At 67.7% G+C, this 22,118-nt stretch carries 20 protein-coding genes; 12 read left to right on the top strand and 8 right to left on the bottom strand.

Annotated elements, in window-relative coordinates; translation table 11 throughout:
* Window positions 1-6: 6 nt before the first annotated feature.
* The 5 genes from bioA to AABN02_RS00495 are packed head-to-tail and all read left to right on the top strand — an operon-like array spanning window position 7 to window position 5,106.
* Complete coding sequence (bioA, locus tag AABN02_RS00515; protein ID WP_338412966.1) at window positions 7-1,404, top strand: adenosylmethionine--8-amino-7-oxononanoate transaminase; 1,398 nt, start codon at window positions 7-9, stop codon at window positions 1,402-1,404.
* Window positions 1,394-2,035: a dethiobiotin synthase gene (gene bioD / locus AABN02_RS00510; protein ID WP_338412965.1), complete on the top strand. Its 642-nt coding sequence runs from the start codon at window positions 1,394-1,396 to the stop codon at window positions 2,033-2,035. The genes bioA and bioD overlap by 11 nt, the downstream gene beginning before the upstream one ends.
* A complete protein-coding gene (gene bioF / locus AABN02_RS00505) occupies window positions 2,028-3,284 on the top strand; it encodes an 8-amino-7-oxononanoate synthase (protein ID WP_338412964.1) in 1,257 nt (418 codons plus the stop codon). Before bioD ends, bioF begins: the two co-directional genes overlap by 8 nt.
* Entirely contained in the window at window positions 3,281-4,282 is a 1,002-nt protein-coding gene (gene bioB, locus AABN02_RS00500) for a biotin synthase BioB (protein ID WP_338412963.1), read from the top strand. Before bioF ends, bioB begins: the two co-directional genes overlap by 4 nt.
* Window positions 4,283-4,299: 17 nt before the next feature.
* A complete protein-coding gene (locus AABN02_RS00495) occupies window positions 4,300-5,106 on the top strand; it encodes a cobalamin-binding protein (protein WP_338412962.1) in 807 nt (268 codons plus the stop codon).
* Window positions 5,107-5,222: 116 nt separating this feature from the next.
* On the opposite strand, the gene nth is transcribed toward AABN02_RS00495, so the two are convergent.
* Window positions 5,223-5,861, bottom strand: a complete 639-nt coding sequence (nth, locus tag AABN02_RS00490) for an endonuclease III (protein WP_338412961.1) — start codon at window positions 5,859-5,861, stop codon at window positions 5,223-5,225.
* Window positions 5,862-5,947: 86 nt separating this feature from the next.
* On the opposite strand from nth, the gene AABN02_RS00485 reads away from it, so the two are divergent.
* Window positions 5,948-6,406 carry a hypothetical protein gene (locus tag AABN02_RS00485; RefSeq protein WP_338412960.1) on the top strand — a complete coding sequence of 153 codons (459 nt, stop codon included), beginning with the start codon at window positions 5,948-5,950 and terminating at the stop codon, window positions 6,404-6,406.
* Here AABN02_RS00485 and AABN02_RS00480 read toward each other — a convergent pair.
* A complete protein-coding gene (locus tag AABN02_RS00480) occupies window positions 6,390-6,818 on the bottom strand; it encodes a YchJ family metal-binding protein (protein WP_338412959.1) in 429 nt (142 codons plus the stop codon). The two genes, AABN02_RS00485 and AABN02_RS00480, sit on opposite strands and share 17 nt — an antisense overlap.
* 73 nt (window positions 6,819-6,891) lie before the next feature.
* On the opposite strand from AABN02_RS00480, the gene yaaA reads away from it, so the two are divergent.
* From yaaA to AABN02_RS00465, 3 genes are all read left to right on the top strand, one after another.
* On the top strand, window positions 6,892-7,689 hold the full coding sequence (yaaA, locus tag AABN02_RS00475) for a peroxide stress protein YaaA (RefSeq protein ID WP_338412958.1): 798 nt from the start codon (window positions 6,892-6,894) through the stop codon (window positions 7,687-7,689).
* Between the two features lie 57 nt (window positions 7,690-7,746).
* Window positions 7,747-8,601, top strand: coding sequence for a 2OG-Fe(II) oxygenase (locus AABN02_RS00470; protein WP_338412957.1), 855 nt, complete (start codon window positions 7,747-7,749; stop codon window positions 8,599-8,601).
* Between the two features lie 80 nt (window positions 8,602-8,681).
* A complete protein-coding gene (locus AABN02_RS00465) occupies window positions 8,682-9,431 on the top strand; it encodes a hypothetical protein (protein ID WP_338412956.1) in 750 nt (249 codons plus the stop codon).
* Here the strand turns inward: AABN02_RS00465 and AABN02_RS00460 are convergent.
* Both AABN02_RS00460 and AABN02_RS00455 read right to left on the bottom strand, forming a co-directional pair.
* Window positions 9,409-10,818, bottom strand: coding sequence for an MBL fold metallo-hydrolase (locus AABN02_RS00460; protein WP_338412955.1), 1,410 nt, complete (start codon window positions 10,816-10,818; stop codon window positions 9,409-9,411). The genes AABN02_RS00465 and AABN02_RS00460 overlap by 23 nt on opposite strands.
* A 121-nt stretch (window positions 10,819-10,939) precedes the next feature.
* The gene (locus tag AABN02_RS00455; RefSeq protein WP_338412954.1) at window positions 10,940-12,379 is read right to left on the bottom strand and encodes a DEAD/DEAH box helicase; all 1,440 of its coding nucleotides are present in this window, start codon (window positions 12,377-12,379) and stop codon (window positions 10,940-10,942) included.
* A 444-nt stretch (window positions 12,380-12,823) separates the two neighbouring features.
* Here AABN02_RS00455 and AABN02_RS00450 point away from each other — a divergent pair, with 444 nt between their 5' ends.
* From AABN02_RS00450 to AABN02_RS00440, 3 genes are all read left to right on the top strand, one after another.
* Window positions 12,824-14,026 carry an ammonium transporter gene (locus tag AABN02_RS00450; RefSeq protein WP_338412953.1) on the top strand — a complete coding sequence of 401 codons (1,203 nt, stop codon included), beginning with the start codon at window positions 12,824-12,826 and terminating at the stop codon, window positions 14,024-14,026.
* 407 nt (window positions 14,027-14,433) lie between these two features.
* Entirely contained in the window at window positions 14,434-15,207 is a 774-nt protein-coding gene (locus AABN02_RS00445; RefSeq protein ID WP_338412952.1) for a PEP-CTERM sorting domain-containing protein, read from the top strand.
* A 254-nt stretch (window positions 15,208-15,461) separates the two neighbouring features.
* Window positions 15,462-16,208, top strand: a complete 747-nt coding sequence (locus AABN02_RS00440; protein ID WP_338412951.1) for a PEP-CTERM sorting domain-containing protein — start codon at window positions 15,462-15,464, stop codon at window positions 16,206-16,208.
* 57 nt (window positions 16,209-16,265) lie between these two features.
* Here the strand turns inward: AABN02_RS00440 and AABN02_RS00435 are convergent, their stop codons facing one another.
* Genes AABN02_RS00435 through AABN02_RS00420 form a run of 4 tightly spaced genes read right to left on the bottom strand, consistent with a single transcriptional unit; the run spans window position 16,266 to window position 22,080 of the window.
* Window positions 16,266-16,889 (bottom strand): hypothetical protein, encoded by a 624-nt coding sequence (locus AABN02_RS00435; protein WP_338412950.1) that lies wholly within the window; start codon window positions 16,887-16,889, stop codon window positions 16,266-16,268.
* 15 nt (window positions 16,890-16,904) lie between these two features.
* Window positions 16,905-18,608 (bottom strand): CpsB/CapC family capsule biosynthesis tyrosine phosphatase, encoded by a 1,704-nt coding sequence (locus tag AABN02_RS00430; RefSeq protein ID WP_338412949.1) that lies wholly within the window; start codon window positions 18,606-18,608, stop codon window positions 16,905-16,907.
* A 14-nt stretch (window positions 18,609-18,622) separates the two neighbouring features.
* A complete protein-coding gene (locus AABN02_RS00425) occupies window positions 18,623-20,818 on the bottom strand; it encodes a polysaccharide biosynthesis tyrosine autokinase (protein WP_338412948.1) in 2,196 nt (731 codons plus the stop codon).
* A gap of 50 nt (window positions 20,819-20,868) precedes the next feature.
* The gene (locus AABN02_RS00420; protein ID WP_338412947.1) at window positions 20,869-22,080 is read right to left on the bottom strand and encodes an O-antigen ligase family protein; all 1,212 of its coding nucleotides are present in this window, start codon (window positions 22,078-22,080) and stop codon (window positions 20,869-20,871) included.
* Window positions 22,081-22,118: the final 38 nt, after the last annotated feature.

The following is a 22,118-nucleotide window of genomic DNA, read 5'->3' as shown; positions in this document are numbered from 1 at the left end:
ACGCCCGTGAGCCTGAACGACGACTGGCGCGCACGCAGCCTGCGCGCGGTGTGGCATCCCTGCACCCAGATGAAGCTGCACGACGGCACGCCCGGCCATCCGGGCCTGCCGCTGATCCCCGTCGCCCGCGCCGAGGGGGTGTGGCTGCACGACCATGAGGGCCACCGCTACCTCGACGGCATCAGCTCGTGGTGGGTCAACCTCTTCGGCCACAACCACCCGGCGCTGGTGGCGGCGCTGGTCGACCAGCTCGGCCGGCTCGACCACGTCATGCTGGCGGGCTTCACCCACGCGCCGGTGGTCGAACTCTCCGAGCGGCTGGCGGCGCTGACCGGGCTGGGCCACGCCTTCTACGGCAGCGACGGCGCCTCGGCGACCGAGATCGCGCTGAAGATGAGCGCCCACTACTGGCGCAACCACGGCGCGCCGGAGAAATCGCGCTTCGTCGGGCTGGCCGGTGGTTACCACGGCGAGACGGTCGGCGCGCTGGCGGTCACCGACATCGCCATCTTCCGCGAGGCGTATGCGCCGCTGGTGCGGCTGGCGGCGACGGTGGACAGCCCGGATGCCCGCGGCGCCCATGACGGCGAATCGGCCGTGGACGTGGCCGAGCGCGCCGCGCAGTCTCTGGAGCGCTGGCTGGTGCAGCACCACGCCGAGACCGCGGCCGTGATCGTCGAGCCGCTGATCCAGTGCGCCGCCGGCATGGCGATGCACGACGCGCACTACCTGCGGCGCGTGCGGCAGCTGTGCGACCAGTACCGGGTCCACCTCGTCGTGGACGAGATCGCGGTCGGTTTCGGCCGCACCGGGACGCTGTTCGCGCACACCCAGGCCGGCATCCGCCCGGACTTCCTCTGCCTGTCCAAGGGCCTGACGGGCGGGATGCTGCCGCTGTCGGCGGTGCTGACGACGGACACGGTCTACGACGCCTTCTACGACGACACGGTGGCGCGCGGCTTCCTGCACTCGCACTCGTACACCGGCAATCCGCTGGCCTGCCGCGCGGCGCTGGCCACGCTCGACCTGTTCGCGCAGGACGACATCCTGGCGCGCAACCGGGTGACCGCGGCGCAACTGAGTGAGCGCCTCGCGCCACTGACCGCGCATCCGCGTGTGCGCCACGCGCGCCAGCTCGGCATGGTCTGGGCCTGGGACATCGAGACGACGCTGCCCGACTTCGCCCGCCGCTACAGCCGCCACGCGCTGGCCCACGGGCTGCTGCTGCGCCCGATCGGCCACACGCTGTACGCGATGCCGCCCTATGCGATCGACGCCGCGAGCGACGATGGCTCGGGCGCCTGGCTCGCCCAGGGCGCGCTGGCGGCGCTGAACGACACGCTGGCCGAGGAGGACGCGGCGGGTGTGCGGAACCCTGCTGCGGGGGTGATCGATGCGGTCTGAACTGGGTTCGGTGTTCGTCATCGGCACCGACACCGGCGTCGGCAAGACCCACGCGGCGGCCCATCTGCTGCGCGGCTGGGTTGCGGCCGGTCATCGTGCGGTCGGCATGAAGCCCGTCGCGGCCGGCACGGCGCCGGACGACGACGATGCACTGCGGCTGCGGGCGGCGTCGAACGTCGCGGTGCCAGCCGCACTCGACAACCCCGTGCGCCTGCCCGAGCCGCTGTCGCCGCACCTCTCTGCGCAGCGGGCGGGCGTGTCCATCACGCTCGCGCCGATCGTCGCGGCGTTTCGTGCCCTGCAGCAGCGGGCCGACGTGGTCGTGGTGGAGGGCGCGGGCGGTTTTCTCGTGCCGCTGGACGAACTGGCGGACGGCGGGCTGCTGACCGGCGCCGATCTGGCCGAGGCACTGGGCCTGCCGGTGGTGCTGGTGGTCGGCATCCGGCTCGGCTGCCTGAACCACGCGCTGCTGACGGCCGAGGCCGTGCGCGCCCGCGGCCTGACGCTGGCCGGCTGGATCGCCAACCGCGTCGATCCGCACATGGCCTGCGCCGACGACAGCGTCGCCTTCCTGCGCCGACACCTGCCGGCCCCGCTGTGGGCGGACCTGCCGTACACCCCGCATGACTGAACCCGCTGCCTCCTGGCTCGACGAGCTGCCCGCCCGCCTGCAGGCGCTGGACACGGCCCACCTGCTGCGCCGCCGCCGCGTCGTGCGCCCGCTCGGCGACGGCTACCTGAGCGTCGACGGCGAGCGGCTGCTGGCCTTCTGCAGCAACGACTACCTCGGCCTCGCGGGCGATCCGGCGCTGGTCACTGCCGCGTGCGAAGGCGCCCGCCACTACGGCGTCGGCTCCGGCGCGTCGCCGATGGTCAGCGGCCACAGCGTGGCGAACGCGGCGCTCGAAGAAGAGCTGGCCCGCTTCGTCGGCCTGCCGCGGGCGCTGTACTTCTACGCCGGCTTCGCCACCAACGCCTCGGTCATCCCGGCGCTGGTCGGCGAGGGCGACGCGCTGTTCTCGGACGCGCTGAACCACGCTTGCCTGATTGACGGCGCCCGGCTCTCGAAGGCGACGATCCACCGCTACGCCCACGCCGACCTGGACCAGCTCGGCCAGCAGCTCGCCGCCTGCACTGCCCGGCGCAAGCTGGTGCTGAGCGACGCCGTCTTCAGCATGGACGGCGATGTGGCCGACGTGCCGCGCCTGCTCCAGCTGTGCGAGCAGCACGACGCGCTGCTGCTGATCGACGACGCCCACGGCTTCGGCGTGCTCGGTCCGCAGGGGCGGGGCACGCTGGCGCAGTGCGGGCTGGTCGGGCCGAAGGCGTCGCGGCGCGTGCTCTACATGGCCACGCTCGGCAAGGCGCTCGGCGTGGCCGGCGCCTTCGTGGCGGGTGACGCGACGCTGGTCGAGTGGCTGCTGCAGAAGACCCGCAGCTACACCTTCGCCACCGCCGCGCCCGCGCTGTTGGCCGAGGCGCTGCGGGCCAGCCTGCGCTGCGTCGAGCGCGACGACTGGCGCCGCGCCCGGCTGGCCGAGCTGGTCAGCGTGCTGCGCCAGCGTCTGCACGCCGGGCTGGCCGGCACCGGCTGGCGCCTGCTCGATTCGCCCACACCGATCCAGCCGCTGATCGTCGGCGACAACGCCACGGCGCTGGCGCTGATGGACGGCCTGCGCCAGCACGGCCTGTGGGTGCCCGCCATCCGCCCGCCCACCGTGCCAGCCGGCACCGCGCGGCTGCGCATCGCGCTGTCCGCCGCGCACAGCGTGGCCGACGTCGAACGCCTCGCCGACACGATCCTCGCACTGTCCCCCCGAATGTCCCGAATTCCCCAGAATTTCCAGATTCCCCAGGTTTCCCAGGAGCCCACCGCATGAGCCTCGCCACTGCCCAGCCGATCACCCTGATCCGCCCCGCCAAGCCCGCCACCCCGGCCGCCGATGCCCGCTGGAGCGTCGCGCAGATCGAGGCGCTGTTCGACCTGCCCTTCAACGACCTGCTCTGGCAGGCGCAGCAGGTCCAGCGCCAGCACTTCGATGCCAACGAGGTGCAGCTCTCCACGCTGCTGTCGATCAAGACCGGCGGCTGCCCGGAAGACTGCGGCTACTGCCCGCAATCGGTGCACTACGACACCGGCGTCGAGGCCAGCAAGATGCTCGACATCGACGCCGTGCTGGCCGCCGCCCGCGACGCCAAGGGGCAGGGCGCGACCCGCTTCTGCATGGGCGCGGCCTGGCGCGCGCCGAAGGACCGCGACATCGAGAAGGTGGCCGAGCTGGTCGCCGGCGTGAAGGACCTCGGCATGGAAACCTGCTGCACGCTCGGGATGCTGTCCGAGACGCAGGCGCAGTCGCTGAAAGAAGCCGGCCTCGACTACTACAACCACAACCTCGACACCGCCCCGGAAGCCTACGGCCGCATCATCACGACCCGCGACTACCAGGACCGCCTCGACACGCTGGAGCATGTCCGCAAGGCCGGCATGTCGGTCTGCTGCGGCGGCATCGTCGGCATGGGCGAGAGCCGCACCGAGCGCGCCGGGCTGGTCGCGCAGCTCGCCAACCTGACGCCGTACCCGGAGTCGGTGCCGATCAACGAGCTGGTCCAGGTCGAAGGCACGCCGCTGGCGGACACCGAGAAGCTCGATCCCTTCGAGTTCGTGCGCACCATCGCGGTGGCGCGCATCACGATGCCGACGGCGCGTGTGCGCCTGTCCGCCGGCCGCGAGCAGATGAGCGAGGCCATCCAGGCGCTGTGTTTCCTGGCCGGCGCCAACTCGATCTTCTACGGCGACAAGCTGCTGACCACCGGCAACCCGCAGTCCGAGCGCGACCGCGCGCTGCTGGGCAAGCTCGGCATGCGCACGACGGCCTGATCCGGCGACACCCGCCCATGACCGCCGACCTGTTTCCGAAACGCATCGTCTGCCTCACCGAGGAGACGACCGAGACGCTCTACCTCCTGGGCGAGGAGCACCGCATCGTCGGCATTTCCGGCTACACGGTGCGCCCGCCGCGCGCCCGGCAGGAGAAGCCGCGTGTGTCGGCCTACCTGACCGCGAAGATCGACAAGATCCTCGATCTGCAGCCGGACCTCGTGCTCGGCTTCTCGGACCTGCAGGCCGACATCGCCAGCCAGCTCATCCGCGCTGGCGTGTCGGTGCATGTGTTCAACCAGCGCAGCATCGCCGAGATCCTGCAGATGATCGCGATGGTCGGGGCCCTGGTCGGCGCGCAGGACAAGACGGCGGCGCTGCTGGCCGAACTGCAGGTGGGTCTGGACGAGGTGGCCGCCATCGGCCGGACGCTGCCGCGGCGCCCGCGGGTCTACTTCGAGGAGTGGATGGACCCGATCATCACCGGCATCGGCTGGGTCAGCGAACTGAGCGTGCTGGCCGGTGGCGAAGAGTGTTTCCCCGAGTTGGCGGGCCAGTCGCTCGGCAAGAACCGCATCGTCGCCGACCCGCTGGAGGTGGTGCGGCGCGCGCCGGACGTGATCCTCGGCTCGTGGTGCGGGCGCAAGTTCCGGCCGGAGCAGGTCATGGCGCGCCCCGGCTGGGAGGCGGTGCCGGCGGTGGTGCACGGGCAGGTGTTCGAGATCAAGTCGAGCGAGATCCTGCAGCCCGGCCCGGCCTGCCTGACCGATGGCGTGCGGCAGATCCAGAAGCGCCTGCTCGGCTGGGCCGCGTTGCACGCCTGACCCACCCCCTCGTCATCCTCGCGAACGCGAGGACCCACGCACCGAGCTGCCTCTCCCGTCGTGGGTCCCCGCTTGCGCGGGGATGACGGATGTGGGGGCGCCCGTGGGGCAGGACGTCACGGCGCCGGCGTCTTCGGCTGAAAGTCGCAGCAATCCGCCACTGCGCATTCCCAGCAACGCGGCTTGCGCGCCTGGCAGATGTAGCGCCCGTGCAGGATCAGCCAGTGGTGCGCATCGACCCGGAATTCGGGCGGGATGCGCTTGAGGAGTTGCATCTCGACCGCATACGGCGTCTTGCCCGGCGCCAGCCCCGTGCGGTTGCCGACGCGGAACAGGTGCGTGTCCACCGCGCAGGTCGGCTCGCCCCAGGCCACGTTCAGCACCACATTGGCCGTCTTGCGCCCGACGCCCGGCAAGGCCTCCAGCGCCTCGCGGCTGCGCGGCACCTGACCGCCGTGCTGCGCCAGCAGGATCTGGCTCGTGGCGTACAAATGTTTCGCCTTGTTGCGATACAGGCCGATGGTGCGGATGTGCGATTCCAGCCCCTCGATGCCCAGCGCCACGATCTGGCGCGGCGTGTTGGCCACCGGGAACAGCCGCCGCGTGGCCTTGTTGACGCCGACATCGGTCGCCTGCGCCGACAGCAGCACGGCGGCCAGCAGCTCGAACACCGAGCTGTATTCCAGCTCGGACGCCGGGTGCGGGTTGGCGTCACGAAGTGTGACAAAAAATCGTTTGATGGATGCGGGTGTCATTGGACTCAGATCAGGCATCCCGGGACCAGGGGATCTGGCCAAGAACGCACTCGGAAACCCTGTCCTGACTGCGCAAAATCCGCAGCATGGACGAAAAATTGCAAAATTGGCGGGCCGAACCACCTCTCAGCGCATTGCTGTTCCTGGGCCTGTCGATGGCGTCGTTCCACGGGAGCGACGGCATCCTGTGGCAACAGGCGCTGCCCTGGCTGCTGCTGGGCACCGCGGCCGGACTCTGGCGGGGACAGAACTGGGCGCGCACGCTGGCCATGGTGGTGCTGGCGGGCCTGCTGGTGGTCATGGCCTTGCCTGGCGGGGTCGAATCACAGCCGGTGCGCGCACTGCTGCTCGATCCTTGGACCGCCGCCGGTCTGGAGCACCACACGGGCCTGCAACCCACGGTCGGCGGTGCGCTGCTGGCCTCGGGGCTGCTGCTGTGGCTGATGTCGCCGCCGGTCCGGCGCGCCTTTGCGCTGTCCGATCTGGATGCGGTCCGCGCCAGCGTGCCGCCCCTGCCGGACGAGCAGGTCAAGGACGACCACTGACGCTCCCGCCGATGGGCGCGCCGATGTCGCCATCCACGTAGAACCAGCGCCCGTCCTCGCGCACGAAGCGGCTGACCTCTTCCAGCCGGTGCGCCCGCCCACCCAGCTTGCTGCGGGCCACGAAGGACACCTCGGCATGGTCCGCATCCAGCACCTTGTGGTGACGCACGGTCAGACCCAGCCAGCGCAGGCCGGGCTCGTTCGGCTCCAGCACCGCCGGGCGGGTACCCGGGTGCCAGGTGGCGCGCAGATAGTCGAGCCGGTCGAGCACGTAGGCGCTGTAACGCGAGCGCATCAGCGCCTCGGCTGTGGGGGCGGGTTCGGCGTCCTGGCCGGCGTGGAAGGGGCCGCAGCAGGCCGACAGCAGGTGGCCGCTGCCACACGGGCAGGCGAAGTCGGGGGGCGTCGTCATCCCCCCATTTTCAGGCACGGCGCGGCGCTGGTACGCTTGCAGGATTGCTGCCCCTGCTTTTTCGCTGCCCGACATGCTCCTGCTGCTATCGCCTGCCAAGTCCCTGGATTTCGAGACACCGACCGTGGTCGAGCCGACCCGCCCGGTGTTCATGGCCGAAGCCGCCGCGTTGATCGAGCAGTTGTGCACCCAGTCGCCGGCGCAGATCGCGTCCCTGATGACGCTGTCGGACAAGCTCGCCACCCTGAACGCCGCCCGCTTCGGCGCCTGGCGCCCGCGCAACACGCCGGCCAACAGCAAGCCGGCCGTGCTGGCATTCAACGGCGATGTCTACGACGGACTCTCCGCCACGACGCTGAGCGCCGACGACCTGGCCTGGGCGCAGGGCCATGTCGCCATCCTGTCCGGGCTGTACGGCGTGCTGAGGCCGCTCGATGCACTCCAGCCCTACCGCCTCGAAATGGGCACCCGCTGGGCCAACCCGCGCGGCAAGGACCTCTACGCCTGGTGGGGCGACCGCATCGCCGAGGAACTGCTGCACCGCCTGGCGGCGCGCAAGGCGGCGTCCACCCCGACCGGCGCGCCGGTGGTCGTCAACCTCGCCTCGCAGGAATACGCGAAGGCCGCGCTGCGCCCGGTGCTCGTCCAGCGGACCCGGGTGATCGAGTGCGTGTTCGAGGACTGGAAGGACGCGGGCTACAAGATCATCAGCTTCTACGCCAAGCAGGCGCGCGGACTGATGGCCCGCTACGCCATCACCCACCGCGTCGACCAGCCCGAAGCGCTGCAAGGCTTCGACCTGGGCGGCTACGGCTTCGATGCGACGGCCTCGTCGCGCGACCGCTGGGTCTTCCGGCGCCGCGCGGGCTGAGTCCCGAGACCATCTTCCACGCATCCCCCTTCACGGCAACACTGCATGAGCACGACCATGAGCACCCAGACAGCCACCCCGGAACTGCGGCTTTGGATCCTGGAGCAGGCCCAGGCGGGCCACGCGCCCGATGCCGTCCTGCAGGCGATGAAGCAGTCCGGCTGGGACGAAGATGTCGCGCTGGCGGCGCTGGAGCAGACGCTGGAGGGCTTTCTCGCCGAGCACGCCCGGCTGCAGGAGCTTCCGCCCGCCGTGCCGGTGCCGGAGCCGGATCTGGCGCAGTCGCCGTCCGAGTTGCACCTGCCGGACGGGCAGGTGGCCCGGGTCGTGGTGTCGATGCGCGAGCCGCGCGTCGTGGTGCTGGCCGACTTTCTGTCGGACGAGGAATGTGATGCGCTGCGCCAGCTTGCCGCGCCGCGGCTGGCCCGCTCCGAGACGGTCGACAACTCCACCGGTGGCAGCGAGGTCAACGAGGCCCGCACCAGCGCCGGCATGTTCTTCGGCCGCGGCGAGACGGCGCTGATCGAGCGCATCGAGCAGCGCATCGCCGCGCTGCTGCGCTGGCCGGTCGAGAACGGCGAGGGCCTGCAGGTGCTGCACTACCGGCCCGGCGCCGAGTACAAGCCGCACTACGACTACTTCGACCCCGCGCAGCCCGGCTCGGCCACCATCCTCAAGCGCGGTGGCCAGCGGGTTGGCACGGTGGTGATGTACCTGAACACGCCCGAGGCGGGCGGCGGAACAACCTTCCCCGATGTGCGCCTCGAAGTCGCCCCGGTCAAGGGCCACGCGGTGTTCTTCAGCTACGACCGGGCCCATCCGGACACCCGTTCGCTGCACGGCGGCGCCCCGGTGATCGCCGGCGAAAAGTGGGTCGCCACCAAATGGCTGCGCGAGCGGCGCTTCGATTGAGTGCGCCCCAAGGCTGAAAAAATCGACGAGCCGGGTCCCTGCAGCTACATTCCTCCCATCCAACCTGGAGACACCTTTCCATGCAACCGCTGATTGCCGCTCTCGCGGCCGTGATGCTCACCGCCGGCGCCGCTGCGCAGGCCCAGACCAGCACCGGCCAGACTCCCAAGCCCATCACGATGCCGTCGGCACCGACTGCCATGCCGGCCGTGCCGGATCCGGCCACCCTGCGCGATCCGGCCGCGGCCGCCGCTGAACGCAAGGTCGAACAGCTCGACAAGGCGCTGGAGGCCCGCCGTGCCCGCCAGGCCGAATCTCTCAAGCAGGCGGAAGCCGCGAAAGCCGCCAAGGCCGACAAGGCCACCGCGAAGGCTGCGGATGCAGCGACCAGCACAGCCGCCGAACGGCGCGCGGCACGCCGGGCCGAGCGCCTGGCGGCCCGGAAAGCCGCCCGCGAGGACGCTGCGGACGCCCAAAAGGCCAAGTCCGCGAAATCGGCCAAGGCGGGCATGTCCGCCGCGGAGGAGCGTGCGGCCCGGCGCGCCGAGCGCCGCGAGGCACGTCTGGCGGCGCGGAAGGCGGACAAGGCCGACCAACTGGCCGCCAAGAAGGCCGGCGCCAAGGCTGGTACCAAAGCGGATGCCAAGGCCGAGACCAAGGCAGAACAGCGCGCAGCCGCCCGGGCCGAAAAGGCCGCCGCCATGAAAGAACAGATGGCCGCCGCGAAGGCTGATCGTCTCGCTGCGCGCAAGGCCCGCAAGGAAGCCGCTGCCGCCAATGCGGTGACCACGGCCGTGACCAAGGGCGTCAACGACGGTTCGCGGCCCTGACCGTCCCCAGGTCCTGCAGCCTCAGGCGCTCACCCGCCTGAGGCACGCGGGCCGGCCAGCCCAGTTGCTCCTCGATGCGGATGCGCAGAGCGTCCGAGGCTTCCGGCTCGCCGTGCACCACCATCACCTGTTTCGGCGCAATCGGCATCTGGCGCATCCACGCGATCAGGCCGTCCGCATCGGCGTGGCCCGAGAGGCCTTCGAGGTGGTGCACCTGCGCCTTCACGGCCACGTACTGCCCCATCACCTTGATCTCGGTTGCGCCGCTGACCAGCTTGCCGCCCCGGCTGCCCGGCACCTGGAAGCCGGGGAACACGACCGCATTGCGCGGATCTGGCGCCAGCGCCGCGAGGTGGCCCAGCACCCGCCCGCCCGTGGCCATGCCACTCGATGACAGGATGACGGCCGGTCCGCGCAGGCGCGACAGCCGCGCCGAGTCCTGCGGCTTGCGCACCGGCTTGACCCCCTCGCTGAAACCACGGGCCTCGGCCTTCGACAGGCGCAGCAGGTCGCGGTGGGCGGTGTAGATGGCGGTGGCTTCCTGTGCCATCGGGCTGTCGAGGAAGACCGGCAGATCGTCCGGAATCGCCCCCTCGTCGCGCAGCCGGTGCAGCAACAGCATCAGCGCCTGCGCCCGCCCGACGGCAAACGTCGGGATCAGCACCTTGCCGCCGCGCCGTGCGGTCTGCCGAATGATCTCGCCGAGGCGCGCGGCGGTGTTGTCTGCCGGGTGCAGGCGGTTGCCGTAGGTGCTCTCGACCACCAGCAGGTCCGGCGCCGTGCCCAGCGGCGCGGTCATCGGCAGGGGTGCCGGCATCATCAGGTCATCGGTCCGGCCGACGTCGCCCGAGAACACCAGCGCATGGTCGGCATCGCGCAGCGTCACGGCGCAGGCGCCGAGCAGGTGGCCGACCGGCGTGAGTTCGGCGCGCAGGCCGGGCAGGGGATCGAAGGGTTTTCCTGTCGCCACAGGCCGCAGCAGCTCAATGGCGCGTCGGGCGTCCTTGGTGGTGTAGAGCGGCCGGGCCGGGTCGTGGCGGGACCAGCCGCCCTTGTTGGCGCGGCGGGCGTCCTCTTCCTGGAGCTTGGCGGCGTCCAGCAGCAGCACTTCCGCCAGATCGCGGGTCGCGGCACTGCACCAGATGCGGCCACGGAAGCCCTGCTGCACCAGCGCGGGCAGCCAGCCGCTGTGGTCGAGGTGGGCGTGGCTGAGAATGACCGCGTCGATCTCGTGCGGCGGCACCGCCAGGGGTGCCCAGTTGCGCTCACGCAGCATCTTCCAGCCCTGGAACAGGCCGCAGTCGAGCAACACGCAGTGCGGGCCGCTGGTCAAGAGGTGGCGTGAGCCGGTGACGCAGTCGGCGGCGCCCAGGAACTGGATCTCCATGACAGCCTCCTTGCAGTGGGGATCGCACCAGCTTGGCACGACCGGCACTGCAAGGCATCAGGAGACGCCCCGGGCGCCCGATCCGGACTTGATCCGGATCAAGCGGGTGACCGGAGGACGGTCAGCCGCCGCGGCGACCGGAGGTCAGGGCCGGGCGCTTGGGGCCGGTGCCCGTGCCCGAGCCACTGCCGCCGGCGCCTTGCGGACGTCCACCGCGCGGGGCGGCCGGACGCTGCGGGGCGCTGCCCGGGCGTGCCGGTGCATTGCCACGCGGCTGGCCGCCGGGGGCGGCCGGGCGGCGTTGTTCGCCACCCCGTCCACCGCCGCCACCCGCACCGCGGCCATTGCCACCACCGCCGCCGCCAGCACCACCCAGCGTGCGGCGACCGATCTGGATCGGCTCGGCGCGCTCGCCCGGATCGGCTTCGAAACCGACGACCGACTCGCGCGGGATGCTGCGCTTGATCAGCTTCTCGATGTCGGCCAGGAAGGCTTCCTCGTCCAGACACACCAGCGACAGCGCTTCGCCCTGCGCGCCAGCCCGGCCGGTGCGGCCGATGCGGTGCACGTAGTCTTCCGACACATTGGGCAGCTCGAAGTTGATGACGTGCGGCAGCTGGTCGATGTCGATGCCGCGGGCCGCGATGTCGGTCGCCACCAGCACGCACAGCTCGCCCGTCTTGAACTCGGCCAGCGCCTTGGTGCGCGCGCCCTGGCTCTTGTTGCCGTGGATCGCCATCGCGGTGATGCCGGCCTTGTTCAGGTGCTCGCACAGGCGGTTCGCGCCGTGCTTCATGCGCGTGAACACCAGCACCTGGTGCCAGTCGTGCGTCTTGATCAGGTGGATCAGCAGATCCTTCTTCTTCTCGCGGCCGACCTTGATCACGCGCTGGGCGATGTTCTCGGCAGTGGCGTTGCTGCGGGCGACCTCGATCACCTGCGGCGCGTTCAGCAGCCGGTCGGCCAGGGCCTTGATTTCCGGGCTGAAAGTGGCCGAGAACAGCAGGCTCTGCTTCTTGGCCGGCAGCATCGCCAGCACCTTCTTGATGTCATGGACGAAGCCCATGTCCAGCATGCGGTCGGCCTCGTCCAGCACGAAGAACTCCACCTGGGTCAGGTCGAGCATGCCTTGCTGGTGGTGGTCGAGCAGGCGGCCAGGGGTGGCCACCAGGATGTCCACGCCGCGCTTGAGCTGCGCGATCTGCGGGCCCATGCCGACGCCGCCGAACATCACCATGCTCTTCAGGCTCAGGTGCTTGCCGTAAGTGCGCACGCTTTCCTCGACCTGGGCGGCGAGTTCGCGGGTCGGGGTGAGGATCAGGGCGCGGATGGCGTAGCGGCCACGGCTGTCCTTGGCGGGCTGGCCGGCGGCCAGGCGGTGCAGCAGCGGCAGGGTGAATCCGGCCGTCTTGCCGGTGCCGGTCTGTGCACCAGCGAGCAGGTCACCACCGGCGAGAACCGCCGGGATGGCTTGCGCTTGAATGGGGGTGGGGATTTCGTAGCCTTGTTCGCGGATGGCGCGAAGGATCGGCTGGGCCAGGCCCAGATCATCAAACGTCATGGAGTGGCACCCGTTTGGGGTGCTTGTCGCGCCGCCTGCAGCGCCTCGGGCGAGGCGGCCAGTCGAGGGTGGCGCGGGATTGGAGAGGGCGTCGGAGGCGACTGCAGCGTTCTGACTGGTGCGAATGCTGCAGTGCGATTGTAGCGGCGGGGCAGGGGGTTGCCGTGGTCGATCTGCCCAGGTTCCCAAGGGCATGTCCGGCGATCACCGTGGACCGGCCACCGGAATGCACTTGTTTGGTGCTTCGATTGCTCCGTTTGTGTGCAAGCCATCCAGATGTCCTGGATCCGTCGCGGGCAGATCGCGCTTTATTGGTGCGGATGCATTCGTGAATTAACGCACCAACTCGGCACAGAACGTGCTTGATTGGTGCCTTTTGCGAACTGCGAACTGCGAGCGCCTCGCTGCGGTGCGTTTCCACCACTCCCTCTCCTTCGAGATTCCATGGATACCTTGAAACAGGGCGCTGATGCGCTCTTCATCCTGCTGGGCGCCATCATGGTGCTGGCCATGCACGCGGGCTTTGCCTTCCTCGAACTCGGCACCGTGCGCAAGAAGAACCAGGTCAACGCGCTGGTCAAGATCCTGGTCGATTTCGCCGTGTCGACCATCGCCTACTTCTTTGTGGGCTACACCATCGCGTACGGTGTCGACTTCTTCACCGGTGCCGAGGCGCTCGCGGCGAAGAACGGCTACGAACTGGTCAAGTTCTTCTTCCTGCTGACCTTCGCGGCCGCCATTCCGGCGATCGTCTCCGGTGGCATCGCCGAGCGGGCGCGGTTCAACCCCCAGCTGCTGGCCACGGCCATCATCGTCGGGCTGATCTACCCGTTGTCGGAAGGGGTGGCCTGGAACCAGCGATTCGGCGTGCAGGCCTGGCTGAAGGGCGCGTTCGGTGCCGAGTTCCATGACTTCGCGGGCAGCGTGGTGGTCCATGCGGTCGGTGGCTGGATCGGGCTGGCGGCTGTCCTGCTGCTGGGCGCGCGCAGCAACCGCTACCGCAAGGATGGTGCGATGAGCGCGCACCCGCCGTCGAGCATCCCGTTTCTGGCGCTGGGGGCGTGGATCCTGGCGGTGGGCTGGTTCGGCTTCAACGTGATGAGTGCGCAGACGCTGGACAAGATCTCCGGGTTGGTGGCCGTCAACTCGCTGATGGCGATGGTGGGCGGCACGCTGGTGGCCGTGCTGATGGGCCGCAACGACCCGGGCTTTGCCTACAACGGCCCGCTTGCCGGTCTGGTGGCCGTGTGCGCCGGATCCGACCTGATGCACCCGGCGGGTGCGCTGGTGGTGGGTGGCATCGCCGGGGCGATCTTCGTGCAGATGTTCACCCTGACGCAGAACCGCTGGAAGATCGACGACGTGCTCGGCGTCTGGCCGCTGCACGGGCTGTGTGGCGCCTGGGGCGGCATCGCCTGCGGCATCTTTGGCCAGACGGCGTTTGGCGGCATCGGTGGGGTCAGTCTGGCCAGCCAGACCATCGGCACGGTGATGGCCGTGGTCTGGGCGCTGGCGGGTGGCTTCGCGGTCTACGGCAGCATCAAGGCGCTGATCGGGATCCGACTGAGCCAGGAAGAGGAGTTCGAGGGCGCTGACCTGTCGATCCACAAGATTGGCTCCACGCCGGACCGTGAGGTCAGCTGGTAAGCGTTGCGCTGTTGGGGTGGCGGTACGGATCGGGGCCGCTTTGCGGTTCAAAAATGTGACAAGGCGTTTTGCGACCATCGGCGGTGGCTTGCAAAACGCCATTTTTATTTGTGGTTTATTTGACTTTGGCAACCCCTTGAATAGGGGGGTTCTGCCGGGTATTGAGATGAAAAATCACGAACTGACTCAGATTGGTTGCGCGAGTGGATTCTGATTTCATCTGGCGTTGCAGTTCGTAACGGCAGGCGTTGCGCTGCTATCGAATGAAATGGACCAGATTTGTGGCTGAGTCTTCCCTTGAGATGAGGGGGTGGTGCTGTGAATCACCTAAAATGATCGTTATAGTAAAAATGAAATTTGCCACAGCCACTACCGACGTTGGCACGTCGTAATTCAGGAGAATTTTCATGCTCAAGAAACTCGTTTATGCACTCGCGCTGACCGGTCTGGCCAGCGGCCAAGCGTTCGCGCTGACCAACCCCGGTTTCGAAGCCGGTCTGGGCGCCAATCCGGCCGGCTGGATCACGCCGCTGGGCACGCTGACTTCGGTTGCGAGCGGCTCCACGGTCCATGTGATCGACGATGCCTATTTCCCTACGCCGACGGAAATCTACAGCGCCAATGTCACCGCCATGAGCGGCAACAACTTCGGTCTGCTGGAGACCTGCCCCGCCTCGACGGCCGTTCTGGACTGCGGCAGCAATGCAGCGTTCTCCATCAACCTGGGCGGCCCGGTGTCCAACTACGGTGACGTGCTCTGGATGCGCTTGTTCACTGCAGACTTCCTGCCCGCTGACTACAATGACTCGGTGACCGTGTCCTACTACGGTGTGAGTTCGGGTTCCGCACTGCAAGTCGACACCATTTCGGTGCAGACGATGTACGACGAAGTCTCGATCGACCCCGATACTGGCGCCATCCTCCATGGCAACACGGACTCGGGCTGGAAGGGTTTTGGCGTGCCGATCGGCACCAACTCGCTGGTGGTTCAGTTGAACAACGCGGCGACGGTCGACATCATCAAATCCGACACCCTGTACAACCGTCCGATCGTTGCGCTGGACTATGCCGCGGCTGCGGTTTCCCCGGTTCCGGAAGCTGATGCCTCCGCGATGATGCTGGCTGGCCTCGGCGTGCTGGGTATGGTTGCCCGTCGCCGCGCCAAGCGCGCTGCTGCCTGAATCCGGCCAGCGGGCTCGCATGCTCCGGCATGCGGGTGATCGGATAGCTTTGTGACTTTTGGCACGAACTAAAGTCCAGAGTGGTAATTCAGAAAAAAAGCACCTACTTCGGTAGGTGCTTTTTTCATTTGCGGTACCCCCTGGTCCAAGGTTGGTCCTTGTGTGTACCGATTTGGCCGATACGATGACTTGGCGTCGGAAGCTTGGCTGCATCTGCTGCCATCCGCGTCACTTTTAATGCCAAGGAGTCGTAAATGATCAAGAAGTCTGTTTCCATCGCCGTGCTCGCCGCACTGGCTGCGTTCGCTGCTACGCCGGCGTTCGCTTTGAACAACCCCGGCTTCGAAGCTGGCCTGGGTGCCAACCCGACCGGCTGGGTCACGCCCGGTGGTGCCTTGACCTCGGTGGTCAGCGGCACCACGGTCCACGTGATCGACGATGCCTATTACCCCACCCCGACCGAGATCTACAGCACGGCTGTGACCGCGATGAGCGGCAACAACTTCGGCCTGCTCGAAACTTGCCCGGCAGGCACCCCCGCGCTGAGCTGCGCGACCACCGTGTCGTTCTCGTTCAACCTGGGTGGCCCGGTGTCGAACTACGGCGATCTGCTGTGGATGCGTCTGTTCACCGCGGAATACCTGCCGGCGAACTACAACGACTCGGTCTCGGTGTCCTACTTCGGGGCGAGTTCGCTGTCGGCGTTGGCAACGGACACCATCTCCGTCCAGTCGATGGAAGATGCTGGCATCAACACCGATTCCGGCTGGCAGGGTTTTGCCGTGCCGGTCGGCACGCAGTCGTTGATGCTGCAGCTCAACAACGTCGCTGTCGGTACCTCGATTCCCAGCGACGCGTTCTACAACCGCCCGATCGCCGCTTTGGACTACCAGGCTGCCGTGACCCCGGTGCCGGAAGCTGAAACCAGCGCGATGATGCTGGCCGGCCTGGGCTTGCTCGGTCTGGTGGCTCGCCGCCGCAAGAGCCGCGTGGCGAAGTAAGCATGGGGCAGCCTTCGGGCTGTTCAAACAAGACCGCCTGCAGGTGCAGGCGGTTTTTCATGGCTTGTTGGGCGCTGCTGGTTCCAGCCTGGCGGACAGTCCCGGCTTGCGCGCTTCGGCCCACTGGCGGATGTCATCCGGTGCGAAAGGCCAGATCTCGGAGGCGACATACACCAGCGTCTCGGTGACCGAATTCTCGCGAGGCCCCAGGCGGGCGGCTTCACGCCAGGATTTGAACAACACTTCCGGGGTTTCGTTGACTGCGTACTGCATCAACGTGAGGTTGGCCCAGGCCATCGCATGGGTGGGGCGCAGTCGGATGGACGCTGCCTGGTGTGCCAGCGCTTCCCTGTAGGCGGTAACTTCCGGAGAGTCTGCGGCGCCGGTGGTCCACAGCGCCTGACCTCGAACCCCATAGAGCTGGGCGAGTGCGTCATGCAGTGTCGCGTCTCGCGGCGTGAGAGCGATGGCGTCCTGCAGTGCCTGGCGTGCCTCCTCCCATTGCTCCGGGGTATAGGTGGCCGAGCCTGCCGCCCACTTGCTGAGATCGTGGCGGGTCACCGACGAGGTCCAGTCCGCCGCCATCAGCACGGCCGCCTGCTGCACCACACACACCGCGACCACGCACAAGGTGCCTGCCAGCAATCGATTCAGCCAACGGTGTCGCGTTGAAACGGCCATGCGCAACGGATCTGGTCAGCGCCGACGATTCGGCAGCGGATTCAGATCGCTGAGGCGAAACCCCTGTCGCTTGCCATCAGGGGCCGTTGACGGGAGGTCAGGCTGTTGGTTCGCCTCGTCGCGCACCGTCTGGGCAATCGACCTGGAGACCGCCGCCATGCTGCTGGCCTGGTGCCCTGCCTGGGCGAGTGGCGACTGCCGGGGAGGCGCAGGGCGTATGCGGGCGATCTCGACGGGACTGGGTACGACAGGTCGTTGCGGAACCTCGTTCAGGCTCAGGCCGCGCACAGCCGGGATGCCCGCCGGTTCGACCACCGGCATGGGTGCCGCCATGGGTTCAGGCACCGCGACCACCGGAATTGCCGGGATGGCCGCGTGCACCCGCTCAGCGCGCTGCTCGACGACGGGTACCGCCTTCGGCATGGCCACCGGTGCTGCCATGTCCGCCACAAGTGCCGGCTCTGCGCGCGACGGCATGTACACGTCATCAAGTACCGGCGGCGGTGAAGCCGGTTCGGCTGCCGCGGGCGCTTCTATGCTCGCGGGAACCGGCGGGCGTACTGGCTTGGCCACAGGCGTCTGGGCCGCTGGGACGGCAAACTCGGCCTCTGCCGGAATCGTTGCCTTGGGCCGGGGCTTTGTCGGGGCGGGTGGTGCTTGCGTTTGCCCGAACAAGGGCAGCACCCAATCCTCCGACGGCGCTTCCTGGGGCGTTGGCCTCGGCGAAGTTGTGCTGCCCCCGCTGCTCAGGTCGGGGGCGTCATTGAGCATCGACACACGGTTCAGGTCATCCACCACCGCATCAATGCGGAAATCGATCAGGGACCATGCCTCCGCGGCGCCGCCCGGGTTCCCTGCGGCTTCCGGTGTTGCAGGGGCTGTTTCGATGTTCGCGCCCAGCATCAGATCCACCGACCACTGGTCGCCCGCTTCCAGCGGCGACATGGCCGGCAAATCCCTGAACACGAGCCGCTGCTCACCCGACTGGACGGCGAACGAGGACACACCCGCGATCTCCGTCGGCTGCGTCTTGGTCAGCCGCAGCGCCAGCGCTTCGTCGAAGTGCTCCACCAGCCAGGCGCGTGCAGCGCCCATGCGGGGCCGCCGGCTCGACCGGTTGTGGGAATCGGTGGCGATCACGTCGACCCATCCGGCGTCGAGCAGTTTCTGCGCCGTCGTCTGGGCCCGGGTGCCGAAGTCACCGAGCAGCGAACCGGCCGTGACCTGGAACTTGCAGCCGAGGCGGCGCAGGGCTTCCAGCCGGGCCGGTTGCTCCATCACCGCCTTGTTGCGCTCCGGGTGGGCCATCAGCGGCGTGATGCCGCGGTCCAGCATCATTCCCATCAGCTTGTCGGTGCCGACCGGGATCTGCCCATCCGGCAACTCGATCAACGCCGTGGAGGGGCCGACCAGACTGCCGTTCAGCATCGGCAACCGGCGCAGCTCGATCCAGTCGAGGATCTCCGGGCAGATCCGGACCTCGGCTGCCCAGGTCATCGTCAGGTCAATGCCGGCGTCCGACACGGCCGCCTGGAACTCGTCGAAGGCCTCGCCAATCCGCGCCGCGGAGTTGTCGAACACCCCGGGGTAGATGTGGGGTGTGGCGACGATGTGCTCGATGCCGTCGTCCGCCAACGCCCGTGCAAGGGCCAGAGCGTCTTCCATCGTGCGTGGGCCGTCATCGATGCCGGGCAGGACGTGTACGTGCAGATCTAACATGGGTTCGGTCTGTCTCAGGCTTTGGATTGCTGAGAATAACCGTGGTAGTAGGTATTGCCGTAACCACCGTTGACAGACTCGCCGTAGTAGCGTTGAGCGTCGTCGAAGTTCAGGCCATTGACGATCACACCCATGATGTTGGCGCCCGAGCGCTGCAGGCGGCTCAGGCCCTTGCGGATCACCGGCACCGGCGTTTCAGTGGCGCGCACCACATAGATCGTGCTGGTCACCATCGGCGCCACGGCGCTGGCGTCACTCACCAGTTCCACCGGGGGGGTGTCGATGATGATGAAATCCAGCTGCGGCTGCAGGTGCCGCAGCACGTCCTTGAAGCGCTGGGACAGCAGCAGGTCCAGCGGATTCGGCGGCACATCGCCCGAGGGCATCACGAGCAGCGAACTGCCCTCGATCTGGTGCACGCAGTCCTTCAGCGTGGACGCGCCGGTCACCAGATTCGACAGTCCCTTCGCGCCGGCAGCCAGGCCCAGACGAATGCCCACTTGCGGACGGCGCATGTCGGCGTCGATCAGCAGCGTGCGCTTGGTTTGCGCCAGCGCCAGTGCCAGGTTGATCGAGGTCGAGGTCTTGCCTTCGGACGGCACGCTCGATGTCACCATGATCAGGCGGTGCCGCTGGTCCACATCCGAGAGCTGGATGCCTGTGCGCGCGGTCCGGATCGCCTCCGCGTGGTGCGAATTCGGCTCGCGGATGAACATCGTGGCCACGTTTTCCAGTGCTTCACCGGTCAGTGCCGGCAGCACCGCCAGCACCGGCTGCTGCAACTTGATTTCCGCCGACTCGCTGCCCTTGATGGTGTTGTCCATGCGTTCCAGCAGGACCGCGCCCATGGCGCCGATCATCAGGCCCAGTACGAAGGCCACCAGAATGATCTGCCCTTTGTTCGGACGCACCGGATTGGTGGTCACCACGGCGGGATCGACCACCCGGGCGACAGCGGCCTGCAGGTCGCTGCCGGCGTCCATTTCCTTGGCGCGGCCCATGAACAGGTCATAGAGCTGCTTGTTGGAGCTGACTTCACGCTCCAGCACTTGCAACTGGAATTCCTTGCGGTTCACGTCCTGCACCCCGCCAGTGGCCGAGGCGAGGGCTGTTTCCAGCGATTTCTCGGCTTGCCGGGCCAGGTTGTATTCCTGCACCATGCTGCGTGCCACCGAGCGTCGCTGTTGCGCTAGATAGCGCTGTGCCGATGCCAGCGACGACTGGGCTTCCTGCATCTTGATGTGGTTCGGCCCCAGGTTCTCCGACAGCTCGGCGACCAGTTTCTGCGCAACCGCTTCCTGGCGCAGTGCCTCTTGCACCGTCGGGTTGTTGGCGACGGACGGAACGTTGCTGTAGTCGCTGTTGCTGGTGTTGGCGACCATGTTGTAGGTGCCTTCCAGCTGCATCCGCCGTGCGCGGGCTTCCGCCAGCCGCTGGTTCACTTCACCGATCTGCATGCCGGCGAGACCCTGGGCCGAACCGCTCAGGTTGATCAGGCCCTTCTCTTCACGGTACGCCTGCAGCGCCTTCTCGGACTCCAGCAGGTTCTCGCGCAGCGTTGTGGCGCGCTTTTCCAGCCAGCCATTGAGGCTCTGGGCCAGCTTGAACTTGGCGTCACGGTCGGAGTCGATGTAGTTCGACGAGATGTCGTTGGCCACGCGGGCCGCGAGCTTGGCATCCGAAGAGTCGAAGCTGACCTTGACCAGCTGGCTCAGACGAACGGGTTCGACGGTGAGATTGGTCATCAGCGGCTTGACGGAAGAGTCGGCCAGCGATTCTTCCGTCCAGTCCTTCTGCGGGGCAGTCAAGCCGACCATCGACTTGATCTTTGCCGTGACGCTGACGTCGGATTTACGCGGATCGAACTGCGGATCCGTCCACAGCTTCATCGAGTTCACGGTGCGGAGCGCTACTTCGCGGGACTTCAGGATTTCCACCTGCGTCTGGTAGTGCTCCTTGGTCTGCATGGCGCCACCGAGCATGTCCTCCATCGAGAGGAACTTCGGCTTGCCCGGCTCGATCAGCACGGTCGCCGTCGACCGGTAGATCGGCGTCATCGAGAACGCCACGGCGGCGCCCAGGGCGGCCAGTGCCGTCGCCAGACCCAGCACGGGCCACTTGCGCTTCTTGATGCTGCGCCAGTGGTCCAGCAGAGCGAGCTTGCTTTCCTCGGACAAGCCCAACTGCACCGGCGCAAAAGGAGGAGCCATCTGCACCGGTGGAGCCGATGCAGCAACTTGGATTTGATTCATGAAGTGGACTACCTAGACCTTAGTGACGTGGTTGTGCGCTTTGTCGGTACGCTCCAGACCACGGCCAATAGTACGGTGAGCGCCATTGCATTGGCGTTTATCTGGAGATTTAAATCCACCAAGGCGTGCAAGAGGGCGCAGATCAATCCCATGCCAACGCCCGCAGCGACACCTCTGGCGTGGGGCGAACTGCGGTCCTGCAGCAGCCGCACGGCACGCAGGGCGGTCAGCAGCGCCACGCCGCCCAGCAGCAGCAGCCCGGGCAATCCGACATCCGCGGCGATTTCGACGTAGTCGTTGTGCGCGTGGTTGTAGGGCAGGGGCAATGATTCAACTTTGTAACGAGTGAAAGCATTGTAAAAAGCGCCGCCGCCAAAGCCGGTCCAGGGTCGTTCCCGGACCATCGCCAGGGTGTCGCGCACCGGGCGAGAGCGCTCTTCCAGGGTTTCTTCCCGGTGCACAGGTGGTGCGATCGCTGCATTCGCCGGGTCAAGCTGTGCGGCCGAGGCAGCTTCTGCCGCAATTTCGGTGGCTTCCATGCGGGTCAGCACCTTGGACAGGCCGACCCACTGGCCGATCACGATGACATCGACCACCAGCAGGCTCACCACCAGGATGCCGGCCGACTTGCGCAGCTGTGGAGATCTGGCCATGACCCAGGCTGCAGTGATGAGCAGGCCGAGAAAGAAGGCGCCATTGCCCATGCGCGAGCGGGTCAGCACCAGCCCGATCACCAGCGTGATCAACATCAGGCGCACCACCATCTTGCCGGACATCATGAACTCGATGGCTGCATGCACGCGTCGCTGCCGTGTTCTGGTCCGCGGGTCTGTTCGTGCGGTGCCCATCTGCATCAGCATGATCGCCAGACCGGCCGAGAACGTCAGCAGCATGTAGTTCGCCAGAGCGTCCGCCTGCGGAAAGGTGCCGGTGGCGCGTGTGCCCTGCGCGAAGCTGGAACCCAGGAATTCGTAGTTGGCGCCACCCGAGAACAGCACCATGGCGATGAGCGCCTGGATCACGCCCGCAGCCAGCATGCCGGCCAGCAGCGCCATGCGCCGTCGATCCGACGTCACCAGCAACTGCACCAGCCAGAAGGCGCCGACATAGCCGATGCAGCGCAGGGCGTAGATCCGTGTCTCGTGTGCATCTTCGGTGTAGCCGAACCGTGTCAGCTGCAAGCTGGTCCAAGCGGTGAACAGCACCAGCAGCGCCAGCACGACGTGTCCGCCCCAGCTGGTCTGGGGCGCATTGGCTG

Origin of the sequence: uncultured Sphaerotilus sp. (genome assembly GCF_963924895.1) — a bacterium.
Classification (GTDB): Bacteria; Pseudomonadota; Gammaproteobacteria; order Burkholderiales; family Burkholderiaceae_C; genus Sphaerotilus.
This window is presented reverse-complemented; position numbering and strand designations above follow the sequence as displayed.

Excerpts from the sequence above, each read along its gene's own strand:
- AABN02_RS00440 (WP_338412951.1), top strand. The coding sequence starts at position 15,462 with ATGATCAAGAAGTCTGTTTCCATCGCCGTGCTCGCCGCACTGGCTGCG.
- nth (WP_338412961.1), bottom strand. The coding sequence starts at position 5,861 with ATGACACCCGCATCCATCAAACGATTTTTTGTCACACTTCGTGACGCC.
- AABN02_RS00485 (WP_338412960.1), top strand. The coding sequence starts at position 5,948 with ATGGACGAAAAATTGCAAAATTGGCGGGCCGAACCACCTCTCAGCGCA.
- AABN02_RS00425 (WP_338412948.1), bottom strand. The coding sequence starts at position 20,818 with ATGGCTCCTCCTTTTGCGCCGGTGCAGTTGGGCTTGTCCGAGGAAAGC.
- AABN02_RS00470 (WP_338412957.1), top strand. The coding sequence starts at position 7,747 with ATGAGCACCCAGACAGCCACCCCGGAACTGCGGCTTTGGATCCTGGAG.
- AABN02_RS00430 (WP_338412949.1), bottom strand. The coding sequence starts at position 18,608 with ATGTTAGATCTGCACGTACACGTCCTGCCCGGCATCGATGACGGCCCA.
- AABN02_RS00480 (WP_338412959.1), bottom strand. The coding sequence starts at position 6,818 with ATGACGACGCCCCCCGACTTCGCCTGCCCGTGTGGCAGCGGCCACCTG.
- AABN02_RS00455 (WP_338412954.1), bottom strand. The coding sequence starts at position 12,379 with ATGACGTTTGATGATCTGGGCCTGGCCCAGCCGATCCTTCGCGCCATC.
- bioD (WP_338412965.1), top strand. The coding sequence starts at position 1,394 with ATGCGGTCTGAACTGGGTTCGGTGTTCGTCATCGGCACCGACACCGGC.
- AABN02_RS00495 (WP_338412962.1), top strand. The coding sequence starts at position 4,300 with ATGACCGCCGACCTGTTTCCGAAACGCATCGTCTGCCTCACCGAGGAG.
- AABN02_RS00435 (WP_338412950.1), bottom strand. The coding sequence starts at position 16,889 with ATGGCCGTTTCAACGCGACACCGTTGGCTGAATCGATTGCTGGCAGGC.
- bioB (WP_338412963.1), top strand. The coding sequence starts at position 3,281 with ATGAGCCTCGCCACTGCCCAGCCGATCACCCTGATCCGCCCCGCCAAG.
- yaaA (WP_338412958.1), top strand. The coding sequence starts at position 6,892 with ATGCTCCTGCTGCTATCGCCTGCCAAGTCCCTGGATTTCGAGACACCG.
- AABN02_RS00465 (WP_338412956.1), top strand. The coding sequence starts at position 8,682 with ATGCAACCGCTGATTGCCGCTCTCGCGGCCGTGATGCTCACCGCCGGC.
- AABN02_RS00445 (WP_338412952.1), top strand. The coding sequence starts at position 14,434 with ATGCTCAAGAAACTCGTTTATGCACTCGCGCTGACCGGTCTGGCCAGC.
- AABN02_RS00450 (WP_338412953.1), top strand. The coding sequence starts at position 12,824 with ATGGATACCTTGAAACAGGGCGCTGATGCGCTCTTCATCCTGCTGGGC.
- bioF (WP_338412964.1), top strand. The coding sequence starts at position 2,028 with ATGACTGAACCCGCTGCCTCCTGGCTCGACGAGCTGCCCGCCCGCCTG.
- AABN02_RS00460 (WP_338412955.1), bottom strand. The coding sequence starts at position 10,818 with ATGGAGATCCAGTTCCTGGGCGCCGCCGACTGCGTCACCGGCTCACGC.